Annotated in this window: 17 protein-coding genes and 1 pseudogene; 10 read left to right on the forward strand and 8 right to left on the reverse strand. The window is 69.5% G+C overall.

Annotated elements, in window-relative coordinates; all coding sequences use genetic code 11:
* The first annotated feature begins 4 nt into the window (after positions 1–4).
* Positions 5–748: a succinate dehydrogenase/fumarate reductase iron-sulfur subunit gene (locus ABD339_RS05290; RefSeq protein WP_344562660.1), complete on the forward strand. Its 744-nt coding sequence runs from the start codon at positions 5–7 to the stop codon at positions 746–748.
* A gap of 54 nt (positions 749–802) precedes the next feature.
* Positions 803–1,543, forward strand: a complete 741-nt coding sequence (locus ABD339_RS05295; RefSeq protein WP_344562662.1) for a class I SAM-dependent methyltransferase — start codon at positions 803–805, stop codon at positions 1,541–1,543.
* Positions 1,544–1,568: 25 nt separating this feature from the next.
* Here the strand turns inward: ABD339_RS05295 and ABD339_RS05300 are convergent, their stop codons facing one another.
* Positions 1,569–1,706, reverse strand: a complete 138-nt coding sequence (locus ABD339_RS05300; protein ID WP_344562666.1) for a hypothetical protein — start codon at positions 1,704–1,706, stop codon at positions 1,569–1,571.
* Positions 1,707–2,300: 594 nt separating this feature from the next.
* Here ABD339_RS05300 and ABD339_RS05305 point away from each other — a divergent pair.
* The 5 genes from ABD339_RS05305 (at position 2,301) to ABD339_RS05325 (ending at position 4,307) form a co-directional block, all read left to right on the forward strand.
* Positions 2,301–3,137, forward strand: coding sequence for a helix-turn-helix domain-containing protein (locus ABD339_RS05305; protein ID WP_344562667.1), 837 nt, complete (start codon positions 2,301–2,303; stop codon positions 3,135–3,137).
* Positions 3,134–3,346 (forward strand): DUF397 domain-containing protein, encoded by a 213-nt coding sequence (locus tag ABD339_RS05310; RefSeq protein ID WP_344562668.1) that lies wholly within the window; start codon positions 3,134–3,136, stop codon positions 3,344–3,346. Before ABD339_RS05305 ends, ABD339_RS05310 begins: the two co-directional genes overlap by 4 nt.
* Positions 3,343–3,555 (forward strand): DUF397 domain-containing protein, encoded by a 213-nt coding sequence (locus ABD339_RS05315; protein ID WP_344562669.1) that lies wholly within the window; start codon positions 3,343–3,345, stop codon positions 3,553–3,555. The genes ABD339_RS05310 and ABD339_RS05315 overlap by 4 nt, the downstream gene beginning before the upstream one ends.
* Entirely contained in the window at positions 3,552–3,761 is a 210-nt protein-coding gene (locus tag ABD339_RS05320; protein ID WP_344562671.1) for a DUF397 domain-containing protein, read from the forward strand. The genes ABD339_RS05315 and ABD339_RS05320 overlap by 4 nt, the downstream gene beginning before the upstream one ends.
* 273 nt (positions 3,762–4,034) lie before the next feature.
* A complete protein-coding gene (locus ABD339_RS05325; RefSeq protein ID WP_344562673.1) occupies positions 4,035–4,307 on the forward strand; it encodes a winged helix-turn-helix transcriptional regulator in 273 nt (90 codons plus the stop codon).
* A 36-nt stretch (positions 4,308–4,343) separates the two neighbouring features.
* Here the strand turns inward: ABD339_RS05325 and ABD339_RS05330 are convergent, their stop codons facing one another.
* The gene (locus tag ABD339_RS05330) at positions 4,344–5,204 is read right to left on the reverse strand and encodes a LysR family transcriptional regulator (RefSeq protein ID WP_425575903.1); all 861 of its coding nucleotides are present in this window, start codon (positions 5,202–5,204) and stop codon (positions 4,344–4,346) included.
* A 116-nt stretch (positions 5,205–5,320) separates the two neighbouring features.
* Between ABD339_RS05330 and ABD339_RS05335 the strand changes: the two genes are divergently transcribed.
* A complete protein-coding gene (locus ABD339_RS05335) occupies positions 5,321–6,055 on the forward strand; it encodes an SDR family oxidoreductase (protein ID WP_344563067.1) in 735 nt (244 codons plus the stop codon).
* A gap of 340 nt (positions 6,056–6,395) precedes the next feature.
* Here ABD339_RS05335 and ABD339_RS05340 read toward each other — a convergent pair whose 3' ends face one another.
* Positions 6,396–7,316, reverse strand: coding sequence for an NADP-dependent oxidoreductase (locus tag ABD339_RS05340; RefSeq protein ID WP_344562677.1), 921 nt, complete (start codon positions 7,314–7,316; stop codon positions 6,396–6,398).
* Between the two features lie 83 nt (positions 7,317–7,399).
* Here ABD339_RS05340 and ABD339_RS05345 point away from each other — a divergent pair, with 83 nt between their 5' ends.
* Entirely contained in the window at positions 7,400–7,957 is a 558-nt protein-coding gene (locus tag ABD339_RS05345) for a TetR/AcrR family transcriptional regulator (protein ID WP_344562679.1), read from the forward strand.
* A 930-nt stretch (positions 7,958–8,887) separates the two neighbouring features.
* Here the strand turns inward: ABD339_RS05345 and ABD339_RS05350 are convergent.
* Positions 8,888–10,318 (reverse strand): hypothetical protein, encoded by a 1,431-nt coding sequence (locus tag ABD339_RS05350; protein ID WP_344562681.1) that lies wholly within the window; start codon positions 10,316–10,318, stop codon positions 8,888–8,890.
* A gap of 89 nt (positions 10,319–10,407) precedes the next feature.
* On the opposite strand from ABD339_RS05350, the pseudogene ABD339_RS05355 reads away from it, so the two are divergent.
* Positions 10,408–10,523, forward strand: a pseudogene (locus tag ABD339_RS05355) (IS5/IS1182 family transposase); the annotation flags it as partial.
* A 321-nt stretch (positions 10,524–10,844) separates the two neighbouring features.
* On the opposite strand, the gene ABD339_RS05360 reads toward ABD339_RS05355, so the two are convergent.
* The 4 genes from ABD339_RS05360 to ABD339_RS05375 form a co-directional block, all read right to left on the reverse strand.
* Positions 10,845–11,837 (reverse strand): aldo/keto reductase, encoded by a 993-nt coding sequence (locus tag ABD339_RS05360; RefSeq protein ID WP_344562683.1) that lies wholly within the window; start codon positions 11,835–11,837, stop codon positions 10,845–10,847.
* 219 nt (positions 11,838–12,056) lie between these two features.
* A complete protein-coding gene (locus ABD339_RS05365) occupies positions 12,057–12,311 on the reverse strand; it encodes a hypothetical protein (RefSeq protein WP_425575888.1) in 255 nt (84 codons plus the stop codon).
* A 94-nt stretch (positions 12,312–12,405) separates the two neighbouring features.
* On the reverse strand, positions 12,406–13,839 hold the full coding sequence (locus ABD339_RS05370; protein ID WP_344562685.1) for an aldehyde dehydrogenase family protein: 1,434 nt from the start codon (positions 13,837–13,839) through the stop codon (positions 12,406–12,408).
* Entirely contained in the window at positions 13,839–14,924 is a 1,086-nt protein-coding gene (locus tag ABD339_RS05375; RefSeq protein ID WP_344563069.1) for a phenazine antibiotic biosynthesis protein, read from the reverse strand. Before ABD339_RS05375 ends, ABD339_RS05370 begins: the two co-directional genes overlap by 1 nt.
* Positions 14,925–14,973: the final 49 nt, after the last annotated feature.

Genomic DNA, 14,973 nt, shown 5'->3' on the forward strand with positions numbered 1-14,973 from the left:
CGGCATGCGGCTGACCCTGCGGATCTGGCGGCAGCGGGACGCCGACGACGACGGCGCGATGCGGACGTACGAGATCGAGGACATCTCCCCCGACATGTCGTTCCTGGAGATGCTGGACACGCTCAACGAGACGCTGATCCTGCGCGGCGAGGAGCCGGTGGCCTTCGACCACGACTGCCGCGAGGGCATCTGCGGGGCCTGCGGCATGGTCATCAACGGCCAGGCGCACGGCCCCGAGCGCACCACCGCCTGCCAACTGCACATGCGGCACTTCGCCGACGGCGACACCATCGACATCGAGCCGTGGCGGGCCGCGGCCTTCCCCGTCGTACGGGACCTGATGGTGGACCGCTCCGCGTTCGACCGGGTGATCGGCGCGGGCGGCTACATCACCGCGCCGACCGGCGCGGCGCCGGAGGCGCACGCCACGGCCGTACCGAAACCCGCCGCCGACGCGGCCTTCACCCACGCCGAGTGCATCGGCTGCGGCGCCTGCGTGGCCGCCTGCCCCAACGGCTCGGCGATGCTGTTCACCTCCGCCAAGGTCAACCACCTGAACGTGCTCCCGCAGGGCGCCCCCGAACGCGAGAGCCGGGTGCTGGACATGGTGGACCAGATGGACGCGGAGGGCTTCGGCGGCTGCACCCTGACGGGCGCGTGCGCGACAGCCTGCCCGAAGGACATCCCGATGCCGTCGATCGCCGCGATGAACAGGGAGTACCTGCGGGCTGCCGCGAAGCACCGGTGACGGGTGGGAGTCATGGGACGGCAGCGACTGGGCGGGGCCTAGACTCGGGCGACGATGAGCAGCGACCGCCCCACCCTCCCCGAGCTGGCCCGCCAGGCGCTCTCCTCCGTCCAGCACGGCTACGACCTCCTGGCCCCGAAGTTCGACCGGACCCCGTACCGCACACCCGCCCCGGTACTGGACGCGACGGCCCGCGCCCTCGCCGATGTCGGCCCGTTCGCGGACGGGCTCGACCTGTGCTGCGGGACCGGCGCGGGCGCGGGGGTGCTCCGCGAGGTGTGCACGGACCGGGCGGTGGGCCTCGACTTCAGCGCGGGCATGCTCGCGGAGGCCCGGCGCCGGACGGCGACCACACCAGCTCCCGTACCGGGCCCCGCTCCGAGGTGGGTGCGCGGCGAGGCGCACGCGTTGCCGTTCCGCCGCGCGGCCTTCGATCTGGTCGTCAGCTTCGGCGCGTTCGGCCATTTTCTGCCCGCCGAGCGACCGCACCTGTTCGGGCAGGTACGTGATGTTCTCCGGCCGGGCGGCAAGTTGGCATTTCCGATGGCGGCCCCACCCCGTCCGGGCACGGTCGCGTACTGGACACTGCTCGGCTTCGATACGGCGATGCGCGTGCGCAACGCTGTGTGGCGGCCCCCGTTCGTCATGTACTACCGCACCTGGCCCCTGGCGGACGTACGCCGTGACCTGCGCGAGGCGGGCTTCGATGTCACGTTGCGGGCCCTGCCCGAGCTGGGCTTCCGCGAGGACGGCTCCCCGCGCTGCCGCCTGCTGGTGGCGACGCGGCGCGGTTGATTGTTCTGCCTGGTCGGGGTGTTGGCTACTTGCCGTGATCCGGGTGCCGCCGCAGCAGGACGGCACAGTCGGTGACCCGACTCCAGTCCCCCGCCGTACGCGCCGCCTCCCGCTCGCGCTCCAGCCGAGCGCACTCCGCGCAGTTCGCGTCTGCCGTCGTCACGACGTCGCCTCCGCCTTCCCGCGCGCCGCGCCGCACGCTTCCTCCAGTCGGCGGGCCATCGCACATGGCCCCTGGTATGTGCAGTCACCGCACTCTTGACGGTGCATCAGGTACACCCACTCCAGCTGCGCGACATCGGCCCAGCTGGGTGGCGACGAGACCTCGGCGGTCCTCCTGATCGCCGCCGCGCAGAGGGGACAGTCGTCCATCACGGGCGCGGACTCAAAAGCTTCACTCGTCGAAGCCGTTCTGCTGCTCATCCGCGCAACCTCCGCATCAGACCGGACTCAACTTCCCGTAGCAGGGCAGGCGTTGGCTGCGCGTAGCCCGCACGCGGCACCCACGCGGGGGCGAGCCGCCAGAACGCACGGGCCTCCGCGAGCGCGGCAAGCTCCGCTGTGGCCTCGTCGGCCGGACTCGCGGGGGGCGGTGGCCGTTTGCCCCGCACCCCTTCTCCCCGATCGCGCCCCACGTCCGTTTCGGACACGGCATACTCCTCTCCGTAGCGCTGTGACTACCAAGGGGATTCAGCGTGGCGGGAAGCAGGGAACCATTCAACCTGCCTGAGCGGGCGGACGAGGAGGCGACGGGCCGTTGAACCGCAAGGAATTGGACCCGGACAGCTCGCCGCAGGCGGCCTTCGGCGCACGCCTGCGCAGCATGCGGGAGGCACGCGGCTGGACGCAGGACGAGCTTGCGGTACGGATGGGGTATTCCAGTACGCACATCTCGTCCATCGAAACTGGTCGGAAACTCCCGACCTTGCGCCTCGCGCGCAGTGCGGATGTTGCCTTCGGCATCGTGGGCACCGTGGAGACGTTCGAGCGGCAGTGGCGGGAGATCCACCACGGGAGCCTGCTGGAAGGCTTTCCGCAGTACGTGGACTTCGAGAGCCGGGCGGCGGAGATCCGGGTCTACGAGGTGGGAGTCATCCCGGGCCTGCTCCAAACGCCGGAGTACGCAAGGGCCCTGGAACACGGCAGCGTCAAGCGGGGAGCAATCTCCGTCGAGCAGGCCGAGGAGCGGGTCGCTCTCATCGCGGAGCGGCAAGCGGCGCTCATCCGGACGCCGCCACCGCTGGTCTTCGCCGTACTGGACGAAAGCTGCATCAGGCGGCCCATGGGCGAACCCGCCATCATGAAGGCCCAGTTGGACCGCATCATGGAGTTCGCCGAGCAGCCGAACACCGTGCTTCAGGTCGCCCCGTTCGCCATGGGTGCTCGGCGTCCGTTCAATCTGCCGATAACGGTGCTGACGATGGCGGACCGCTCACTCATGTCATACGCAGAGTCCGCACAACGGGGCCATCTGGAACGGGACAACAGGTTCGTGCTGCCGATACTGACCGCCTACCATCAACTACAGGCTGAAGCGCCCTCGCAGGCGGAATCCATGGCCATCATTGACCAGTTGCGAAAGGACATCCAGTGACGACCGAGACTCCCCGCTGGCTCACATCCTCCTACAGCGGAAACGGCGGCCAATGCGTGGAGGTCGCCACCAACCTCGCCACCACCCACGGCACCGTCCCCATCCGCGACTCCAAAAACCAGACCGGCCCCACCCTCAACCTCCCCGCCCCCGCCTTCACCACCTTCATGGCGAGCGTCAAGGCCGGCGACTTCGGAGGCACCCAGTGACGACCGAGACCCCCCGCTGGTTCACATCTTCCTACAGCGACAACGGCGGCCAATGCGTGGAGGTCGCCACCAACCTCGCCACCACCCACGGGACCATCCCCATCCGCGACTCCAAAAACCGGACCGGCCCCACTCTCAACCTCCCCGCCCCCGCCTTCACCACCTTCATGGCGAGCGTCAAGGCCGGCGACTTCGGAGGCACCCAGTGACGACCGAGACCCCCCGCTGGCTCACATCTTCCTACAGCAACAACGGCGGCCAATGCGTGGAGGTCGCCACCAACCTCGCCACCACCCACGGGACCATCCCCATCCGCGACTCCAAGGACCGGACCGGCCCCACTCTCAACCTCCCCGCCCCCGCCTTCACCACCTTCATGGCGAGCGTCAAGGCCGGGGAAGTCGGAGCCGTCTGACGGGCGCGGCCCGTCCCATACCGCGAAGTTGCCCCACCGTGCGGACCACGGTGGGGCTTCTCGTTCTCCGAACCCGAGGGGGCGCCCCACCGGCCCGGCACGGACCAAGGCATGCCGAGACATGACTGGGACATGGACAATCCTTGCCCCTTGCCCGATGCAACTGCAAACTTGTGGACGCAAGGGACGCGCGGAGGGGCACGGCCGCGAAGACGGCCGTGACCTGCTCAACCAGCTGTTCGGCAAGTGGTCCTTGCTCGTCCTGGACGCACTGTGCGCGCCCCCCGGCGCTTCAACGAGCTCCGGCAACAACTGCCCGCCGTCACACCCAAGTCCTTGACCGCATGCCTGCGACGGCTGGAGCGCAACGGCATGGTCGAGCGCGTGGTCGTCTCCACGGAGCCGGTGGCGATCGAGTACGGCGTCACCCACCTGGGACGGACCCTGCAGTCCCCTCTGGAAGCCATGCTGGGATGGTTCGTCGAGCACCTCGCCGAAGTCGAAGCCGCCCGCTCCGCCTACGACCAGCGACATCCCTCCGGCTGACATTCCCGGTACGTCGCCGCGCGTACGGGATCCGCGTCACAGCCCGGGGCGCCAGGCGTCCACAAAGTCGTCCACCAGGGGGTGGGCCTCGGCCGGGCGGGTCGCCAGGACGACGCGGACCGGGTCGATGCCCTCGATGGGCACGGTGGTCAGGCCGGGGCGCAGTTGGGGCCGCCGGTCGCCGGCGGCCAGAATCAACACCGTCCGCTCCTCGGCCACCAGGTCGAGCTTGTCCTCGAACGACTCGTAGTCGATCGGCGCGCTGCGAGCCGGAACGCCGTCCGGGCGCGGCTCCAGGCGGGCGAAATCGCTCCATTCCGGAACCGCGCTCGGGCACTGCGGCAGAGCTTCCTCGCCAAGGTCCTCGACGGTTACCGACTCCATTCCGGCCAAGCGGTGGTCGGTGGAGACCACCAGAACCCGCGGCTCGGTCCACAGTTCGGTGAGGCGCAAGCGGTCGGCGGGAAAAGGCAGGGGAGCACGGGCGACCAGGGCGTCCACGCGGCGGTCGGTGAGGGCGTGGGCGTCGTTCCACTCCAGGTGGCGGGTGCGGACGCGGGCCGTGGGGTGCTGATGCCGCAGCCTGCGCACGGCGTGAGTGATCACCAGGTCCTCGACGTACCCGATGGTGAACTCGCGTGGAGTGGCGCCGTCGCGGGCGGCCAACTCGGCCTGGTGGGCCGCCTGGAGCAGCGCCACGGCCTGCGGCAGAAAGGCGCGACCGGCTGCTGTCAGCCGGCTGCCCTGCGGGGTGCGGTCGAAGAGGCGCACACCCAGATGTTCCTCAAGACGCTGGATCTGACGGCTCAAGGACGGCTGCGCGACGTGCAACGCCGTGGCGGCGCGGCTGAAGTTGGCGTGCTCCGCGACGACCGTGAAGTAGCCGACAAGCCGCATATCGAGGTCCGACCCGGGGATGTGCACGCTTCGAGCGTACCGACATGCACTGAACGCATGACGGGTTGCATAGTGAGTCTTGGACACCGTCGCCGGTCCGGGATTTGAATCAAGGCATGGAAAAGTACAAAGGAAAGCGCGCCCTCATCACCGGCGGCAGCAGCGGAATCGGCCTGTCGATCGCACGCATGCTGGCCGCCGAGGGCGCCCAAGTGATGGTCACAGGCCGCAATGAAGCCCCGCTCGAAGCGGCGAGCAAAGAGGGATTGATCGCGGTGCGCAGCGACGCCGCTTCACGTACCGACATCGACGCCTTGGCCGGGAAGGTCGAGGAGGCTTTCGGCCTGCTGGACGCGGTGTTCCTGAACGCGGGCATCACCGAATCGGCGTCGTTCGAGGCGACGACGGAGCAGACATACGACGCCGTTTTCGCAGCCAACACCAAGGGGCCCTACTTCACTTTGCAGCGACTGCTTCCGCTGCTCGCCGAGGGCAGCGGTGTGGTACTGACCACCTCGGTCTCCAACGTACTGGGGCAGCTGGACCACAGCGTCTACGCGGCGAGCAAAGCGGCCCTCCGGTCGATGGCGCGCACCTGGGCCCGCGAACTGCTGCCGCGCGGCGTACGCGTCAACGCGGTGAGCCCGGGGCCGATCGACACCGGAATTCTGCTGAAGAAGCTACCCGCAGAGGTGGTCGACAAAATGCGGGAGGATTTCGCCGCCCAGATTCCGATGAAGCGGATCGGACATCCGGAGGAAGTCGCGCGCGCCGCCCTTTTCCTCGCCTTCGGCGCGACCTACACCACCGGCGCCGAACTCGCGGTGGACGGCGGCGGCATCCAATTGTGACACCGCCTGCTTGAACGGCTCAGCCACGCAAGAGGATCTTGAACGGCTCAGCTACGCGGGATGCAGTCGGGGCCCAAAGCCGAGGGATCAGCGGGCGGAGGTGTACCTCCATATGCGCTGACCTCACTCGCCCCTCGTTCGGCAACGGCTTTGGGCCCTCCGCGTAGTCGCGCGGGGGCGTGTGCGGGCATGTGCGGCCATGCGCGGCCGTGTCGCAGCAGGCGTCGCGGCGGGGCACGGCCGACTGGAGTTCCCCCTCTTCCGGAGGCCGGCGGCCTCGGTCCGCGGAACGATCACGCCGCGACAGGCGCCCTGGCCCTGGTCGCCACCCCGGGCCGGTTCACAGCGCGATCACGATTTTGCCGTGAACATGCCTCTCGGCCTGCGTGGTCACGGCTTCGCGAATCCGCTCGGCCGGGAAGGTCGCCGCGATCGGCACCGTGATCTCGCCGGAGTGGATCGCGTCGGCGATCCGTTCCAGGGAACCCGGGCTCGCGTCAAGGGCGCCCGCCTTGCGCACACCGGGGGGCGGGGCGGGACCGTCGGCCACGACGGTGATCCGCTCGGGTGCCACCCCGAGCTTGAGGGCGGCCTCGGCCGCTTCCCTTCCGAACAGGTCTGCCGCGGCGGTGATCCCCTCGGGTGCCAGGGCCCGCACCCGGTCCGCCAGGCCGGGACCGTACGCCACGGGTTCGGCGCCGAGCCCGCGCAGGAATCCGGACGTGCGCTCCGAGGCGGTGCCGAGCACCCGGGCACCCGCGAGCTTCGCCAGTTGCACGGCGAAGATGCCCACGCCGCCCGCCGCCCCGCCGATCAGGACGGTGTCCCCGGTGCGGAGCCCGATCGTGGCGAGCGCGGCGGAGGCCGTCAGGCCGGACACCGGAAGCGTGCCCGCCACCTCGTCGCCGACGCCCTCCGGGGTGGGCCACAGGTTCGCCGCGGGCTTCTTGACCAGCACGAAATCGGCGACGGACCGGCCGATCGCGGCCCCGAACACCCGGTCGCCGACCGCGAATCCGGTGGCTTCGGCGCCCACCTCGTCCACCACTCCGGCGAAGTCACTGCCGAACCCGGCGGGCAAGGTGATGCCGAACCGCGCCGCCATGTCGGGCTGCGTGGTGATCTGCCAGTCCATCGGATTCAGCCCGGCGGCCGTGACCCGGACGCGCACCTCGTCCGGTGCGGCGTGCGGCTCGGGTATCTCCTCTACTTCGAGCACTTCGGGACCGCCGAATCGCCGGTAACGGACAGCTCTGCTCATCGGGACCTCTCTCGGCCAGTGACAGGACTTGGTCGCATCGACTCTACGTCAAGTGATGGGACGAAGTCCCGTACACTGCTTCCATGGCTCGCTGGCAACCCGACGCACCAGGACGACTCGCCGCCGCCGCGCTCGGCCTCTTCGAGGAGCACGGCTACGAGAACACGACCGTGATCCAGATCGCGGAGCGCGCGGGGCTCACCAAGAGCACGTTCTTCCGGCACTTCCCGGACAAGCGCGAAGTGCTCTTCGGCAGGCGCACGGTGGCCGATCTGCTCGTCGAGGCGATCACCTCGGCGCCGCCGGAGACCGGGCCGCTCGACGCGGTGGCGGAGGCCCTCGACGCACTCGGCCGGACGTTCTTCACCGTCGAACGCCGCGAGTTCAGCGCTCGGCGCCAGGCCGTGCTGAACGCCCACGCGGAACTGCGTGAACGCGAAGCCCTGAAAAGAATCGACCTCACCGCCTCGATGATCGAGGCCCTCGACCGCCGCGGAGTCCCGGACCTGACCGCGCGCGTGGCCGCGAAACTGGGCGCACTCGCCTGGGAGAGGGCCTACGACAAGTGGATCGGCACCGACAGCAGTGAGGGCTTCGGCGCGCTGGCACGGCAAGCGCTCGCCGAGGTTCGCGCGGCCTGAGCCGTGCGCCGAGGCGCGCATCGCGTCGTACGCAGACGTGCGCGTCGCACTCAGACGTGCGGAGTGGGACGGCGCCATGTGGCCGCCGCCCGCCCGGCCCCGGTCACTTGACCTGCACCGAGGTCCAGGACCGAGGCTTTGGCATGAACGAGGCAGAGGAGCAGTTCGGCATCGCGGATGTCGGTGAGATCCAGAGTGACGCGCAAGGATGCGGAGATCCGATCCACCGCCCCTGCGTCGACAGCGCCGAGGAACTCCTCTCGTCCACCGCAGCGCCAATCTCCCCCCACTCCGGACCCGGCCGCCCCCGCGGAATTCGTCACCGGTTGAGCCAGTGACGAAAAGACCCCCTGACGTCCGAGGCTCCGCGCAGGCTCAAGTCCTCCTACAGCGATACCGGCGGCCAGTGCGCGAGGTCGCCGCCTCCGACGGCAGGACCCACGCCCTTCCTTACCCGATTCCCGAACCCCCGGTATGAACCAGCCCGGTCAGGCAGCCGCGACGGTCAGGGCCTGGCCCGGCGGCTGGCAGCCCCTCTCGCATCCTCCCGGGCAGAGGCCGCAGAGCTACGGTGGTCCGGCTCGATACGGCCAGGGACAAGCCCCCGCGAGTCCAAAAAGGCGTTGAAGAGGAGGCCCCGCCCCGGGGGTGTCGTCCCGGCTCGTCGAGGACGGGACGGAACAGGGCGACGAGGACGCGTTCACGGCCTGCCATTCCGCCGGAAGAGTCTTGGTCGTCGCTGACAGCGTGCTGGAAGCCTGCGACGGCAACTCTGGAGAAGCCACGCCAAGTCTTTCTGGGAACGGCCGTGCCTCTGCCCGAGGTGTTCGGGCAGAGGCACGGGGAGTCAGCCCGAAGGAGCGGCGCCGGTACGCAGAAACCAACCGTCAAGCATCACGGGCGACCTGATCGCCCATCAACCCGCATGCTCTACGCGAGCGACGGATCCCCACGGAGGAACTCCCGGTGGTTCCGCCGTGGTTCGTAGAGTTCGTTCACCACGTCGAACAAGTCTATTGATTTCTGCCGGGCATCGGCCACGATGCGGTCCGGGGCATGTTGGTAGGTTCCCAGCGGACTGATCGTGTTCTTGATGAAGAACCTCTGGAGCGGGTACAGCCCGACCATGGGAAAGCTCAGTTCTGGGTGCTGCTGCTGAATGTGCTTGGCCACCTTGTTCGCGCGCTCGAACAGGACCCGCTCGGAATAGTTCTCCACCATGATTCCCAAGTGGCGGAATCCTGCCATGGCGGAGGAGGAGTGCCCTGCTCGCAGTTCCTCGACCAAGTAGGACAACCCCGCGAGTTCCAGCAGATCGCGGGGACGTGTCACCCCGAGCACCAGCGTCCACACCGGATCGTTGCCGGACGCGATCAACGACACCAATTCGGTAAGGTCGGGAACGCGGCCCGATGCCACGGCGGAACGGATAAAGCCGGCCAACTCTCCGAGCCCGGCCGAGTGTCGCACGGTCGGCGACGATATGGCACCGTCAACGAGGATCCGCGCGCGGCTGAGATCGGCGATGCGCTCATGACGCTCGTCCACGTGGTCAAACCATTTCAACACCAGCCGTGGGGTGATGAGTCCATGCCGCATCCACTCCAGTGGATAGAAATAATACTGCACGCGGGGAATGTCGATGGTTATCGATATCGGCACAGAATCGGGCATCGCACTGGCCAGATCGCTGACCGCGCCGGTAAGTCGCGTGATGGCCTCGTGTTCATAAAGGGAAATCTCGTCGTTGACAACGATGTCGCACACTTTTTGGGTGCAATGGTTTACTCCGTCCAATCGGACGATCGGCTGCCGTCCGTGATCGAGCTCGATGACCGCTGCTGCCGCACTGAACAGGCAAAGTCCGGTCACCAGGTTGACCTGGTCCACTTCGGTCATCCTCTGAGGCAGGTTGGCGGTTCCCTTGAGGTGCAGGTGGTGATCACGACGAGGGAACCTTGCCTCGGCAAAGGGCTGGATGTTGGGTTGACCCGACTTGAGCGTGTAGTGATAGAAGGCACTGTCCCCGGGCTGCACACTGTTCCCGCCCAGAAGCTGACCTATTGCATTCAGTCGATTTCGCGCCCTGGCAACACATTTGGACACTGAAGCCGGTACTGTCGTGGACCCCTCCGCGTGTGAATACCCCAGACCATCCAGCCCGGCTATCCGGTGGCTGACCACGGTGGAATCGAACCGCTGCCGGTGAAGCACGGGGCGCAGGCCGAGCCCATCGGCCGGGGCCGGATCGAGGATGGCGACAGAATGGCCCGGTCTTTCGGTGAAACCCTGGCCGGAGCGCCCCCCGGTATCGCTGTCCTCCACGCCGGAGGGCAGTCGAAATGCTTCCCAATCGGTCATTTGCATCACCCTGAAAAGGAGAAGGTAGACCGCACTTGTAGCGCAGCCTTGATCGGTAGACATTCACATGGTATTCGGACCGCGATCGCGAAAGGTCCTGGACGGCCCCGTTCTCCCGAGGCTGAGCCCGCGTCAGTTCAGCAAGCGCATGACCGCGCTGCGGCGCGAGGGCGCAGACCCCGTCCGGGCCGACCGCTGGTCGGTCGAGACCCGCTTGTGGAACAGGTTCGCCACCGAAGGGCCCCTTCCGTACGGAGGATCCAACCCTGTCTGTCGTCAAACGACCGGTTGACGAGACATAGCTGAGCGTCGGCGTACTCGCGGTGGGCGCGGACGGGTACCGGGCGCTGGTCTCCTACGGTGAGATCGCCCCGGGCTCCGGCAACCGGGGCGCGATCCTGGCCGTCGAGCGGGACGGGGCGCCGCCGGCCCGACCCCGGCCGGGCCGTGACCGGCGAGGTGACCGGTGGGCGCGACGTCAACGACGTCGTCGAGCTGGATGTGGTGCGCGCGTCGAGCCCGCCGGCTAACCCCGAGCGACCTCAGCGGTGTGCGCGGGGGTGTAGCGCTCGCCCCTCACCTGGTCGCTCAGCGGGTCCAGCGCGGCCAGCGCCTCGTCGTCCAGGGCGAGTTCCAGCGCGGCGGCGTTCTGCTCCAGCCGGGCCGGGCTGCGGGTTCCCGGAATGGTCGCCACCGCCACCCCGAGCCGCTCGGCCTGGGCGTACACCCAGGCCAGCGCCACCTGGGCCGGGGTGGCACCCAGCCGGGCGGCCACCTCGCGCACGGTCTGCGCGATCTTCTCGTTGGCCTCGCCCGCCTCACCGGCGAAGCGGGGGTTGGTGCGCCGGAAGTCCTTCTCGCCCAGCGTGGAGCGATCCAGGGTGCCGGTCAGGAACCCCCGCCCCAGCGGCGAGTACGGCACCAGCCCGACCCCCAGCTCGGCCATCACCGGCGTGACCGCCTCGACGTCGCGGGTCCACAGCGAGTACTCGCTCTGCACCGCGGCGATCGGGTGCACCGCGTGCGCCCGGCGCAGCAGCCCGCCATCGACCTCGGACAGCCCCAGATGGCGGACCTTGCCCGCCTCGACCAGCTCGGCCATCGCCCCGACGGTCTCCTCGATCTCCACATCCTGGGGCGGGCGGTGGGCGTAGTACAGGTCGATCGCCTCGACGCCCAGCCGCAGCAGCGAGGCGTCGCAGGAGCGCAGCACGTAGTCGCGGGCACCGCGGATGCGGCGTGCCCGGTCACCGGCGCTGCGGTCGATGCCGAACTTGGTGGCCAGCTGCACCTGGTCCCGGCGGCCGTGGACGGCACGGCCCACCAGCACCTCGTTGTGCCCGGTGCCGTAGGAGTCGGAAGTGTCCAGGAACGTGATGCCCAGCTCCAGGGCCCGGCCGATGGTGGCCAGGCCACCGTCCCAGTCGGCGGCGCCGTAGCTCTCGCTCATCCCCATGCACCCCAGGCCCATCGCGCTGACGGTGAGACCGGGCGAGCCGAGCGTGCTTCTGGTGATCATGCGCGGATACTCCTCCTGCCCGGCGGACCGGGCGGTATGTTGAGCCCTGAAGAACGCCTCCCACGCTAGGACTTGGAGCGCGCTCGAAGTCAACGCGGAGGACCGGCCCCGCCGACGGGTCAGGCGCGGCGGGCGCGGGCGAGGGTGGGAGTGAGGGCGAAGCGGTCCACCGGCAGCAGGTCGTCACAGGGCCCGGACACCGCGTACTCCCGACCGTCTTCACCAGCGGGTGCAGCGGCCCGGCGGCCCGCACTCCGGCACCACCAGCAGCTCCGCCAAGGCCGGCGCGAGCGCCGTATCCGCCCGGACGGTCGCCCTGGCCACCGCCTCGTACAGGCGCCGCTCGGCCGCTGTACGGGCCTCCGACAGCTGCCGGGCCGGCATCGAGACACCCGGCAGCGGCGCCCGGTTCTTCCGCAGCCACGTCACCGCGTGGTTGGTCAGCGCCACCGGCCCCTCGGCGCGCGCGTCCACGCCCGCCCGTACAGGAAGCTTGGACCTGCCCGAAGAGGCGCCTTCCCTTCCCCCGCCGGCCCCGCGCGACGCCGGCCCCGCGTGCCGCCGGCACCTACGCGACGCCGCCGGCACCTCCGCGCAGCACCGTCTTGCTGCGCATCAGGAACTCCGCCAGATGCCCGTCGTGCGGCAGGCCGGGGGCCATGTGGTGGGTCGGGCGGTCGCCGACGTGCACGTTCGAGATCGACGGCTCCTCGACCAGTTCGGAGACGAGCGACTCCTCCCCCGTGACCACCGTCAGGGTGAGGGTGTCACGGAGCGGGCCGAGGCCGTCGGAGGACGGGGACCACGGGGCCACCCACACGCAGGGGAACGGCATCTCCGTCTGCGTCCGCTCGGTGTCGATGGCGTTCAGCCGGATGACGGCGGGACGCAACACGGCGCCGCCGTCCGGGAGTTCGTGGACGAGATCGCGGCCGGAGAGCAGTTCGCCGTCACCGGCCTTGGCAAGCAGGTGCGCGGCCAGTTCCTTGGCCCTGGCGAGCGGCAGCACCGGCAGCACGGCGCTCTCGTCCTCCGGCGGCAGCGGAGGGAGCGTCGCCAGTTCCGCGGCGAGGCGCCGGGCGAAGGCGTCGCTGTCGGCCCGGGTGCCCTGGACGAAGACGGCGGACGCGTTGACGCACGCGGTGCCGCCGTGCCCGGCGACCGAGTCCACCACCATGGACAGGTGGTCCTCGGGCGCTCCGTCGGCGAGCAGGATCTTGGAGCGGCCGGGGCCCTGGACCAGGACGTCCGAGCGGGACGCGTAGCGCCGGGCCATCTGGTCGCCGCCGTACACCAACGACAGGTCGGCGGCGCGGATCAGGTCGTCGGCCAGCGCGTGTTCGGTGGGCAGCAGGACGACCTGGTCGGTGCCGAAGCCCGCCGCGCGCAGGGCGCTCACCAGGCGGTGCGGGGTGAACGGCTCGCGGCTGGAGGGCCGTACGGCCACCCGGTAGCCGAGCGCGAGGGCCTCCAGCCACACCGTGTGCGTCCCGGGGTGGTTCGCGGGCGCGTGGACGGCGAACACCTCGCCGCGCCGCGCCCACACCGCGCCTTCCGATGCGATCCGGTGCCATGCGGTGACCGCACCCCCGGGCCGCGCGGCCGACACGCTGGCGGCGGCCGAGCGTGCGCTGTGCGCCAGCGCGCGGGAGGCGGCCCGCACGACCGGGGCCGCGACCCCGGAGGCCCGGGACACCTGCCGCTCGTGCTCGGCCAGTGGGACGCCGTCGAGGTCGCCGAGGAACAGCTCACCGGCCCGCGCGAGGGCGGCCACACGCCGCTCGGTGGGCATCGGTGCGGCCCGGCGCAGAGCAGCCATGCTCCTGGTGACGAACAACCTTGGTACGAGGCTCAGTTCGGCCAGCATGGAGCCGTCCACCGCGGTGACCTGGTGGCGGTTGACGGACGAGAAGGGGCCGGAGGCGCCAAGGGCGTCCAACCGGCGCGGCGCGTCCATCCGCGGCGCGCCTGTCTGCGGCGCGTCCACCCTCGGCTCGGCCATCAGTAGACCCCCTCGATGACGGTGGAGTCCTCGAAGGCCGCCACGGGGGCCACGTCGGCCACCGACGCACCCAAGGCTCCCGCCGGGGCCGCGACGCTGGTCGCGGAGTCCCGTTCCAGATTATTGGGCAGCAGCATCGCCTTGCTGATGTGGTGCATCACCACCTGCCCGCGCTGCCCCTCCGCCACGTTCTGACCGGTGGCGGGATCGACCACCGAGAAAGTCGTGTAGGGAGAGAAGGAGTCGAATACGCAGGAACGCGGGTCGGGATGGTTCGCGCGTTCCATGCTCCCGCCCAGAATCATGGTGCTGCCGTACTGGCCGAAGAGCTGGACGCCGGGGAAAACGTCCTGCTGGAGCAGGAATCGCGTATCGGGATCCAGGTGGGCGCCGCCCCACATGATGGCGCCCACATTCTTGCCGATGTTCTCGACGAGCGCGTCCCGGGCCGCCATTCTCTCCAACAGCGGCGGGGTCGCCACCAGTACGCCGATCCGCTGGCTCTCCAGGATCGTCTCGACCTGATCGACAATGTGCTCCGCGTACCGGTCGGCCTCTTCCTGGCGGCCTTCGCGCAGGCAGGTGCGTACCCACCGCGGATCCAGGTCCACCGTGAACGGGACGCCCCCTCGTATGCGCGTGAGGTCGGTCATCAGACGGCCGAATATGTGCGGCCCGGTGGGTGCCACCAGCAGCCAGTTGACGTCGGTGGGAAACCCGGCCGCGTCCAGCCGGTCCGATTTCCAGGCCAGCGACCGCTCCAGCCAGTCCGGGAAGAGCAGGACCCGCTTCGGGGCCCCGGTGGTGCCTCCGCTGTCGAACGCCGCGATCACCTCCGCGCGTTCCCCATAGCCGCGCGGTACGAGGTCGCCGATCGGTACGCCGCGAAGTTCGTTGACGACGTTGGGGAATTGGGCCAGGTCTGCGTGGGTGCGTATGTCGCGCACCGGGTCGAAGCCCAACGAGGCGGCCCTGTCCAGCCAGAATTTCGAACCGGTTTCCTCCGAGAAATGCCAGCGCATTGCCATGCGGAGGAAATGCTCCTCATCGACCGTGGCTGTTTCGTCGGCCCATTCCCAGTCCATGCTCACCTCCGGCAGGGTTCCTGGGACACAGGAACCGAAATCTGGCGTT

Origin of the sequence: Streptomyces axinellae, from assembly GCF_039532135.1 — a bacterium.
Lineage (GTDB): Bacteria > Actinomycetota > Actinomycetes > Streptomycetales > Streptomycetaceae > Streptomyces > Streptomyces axinellae.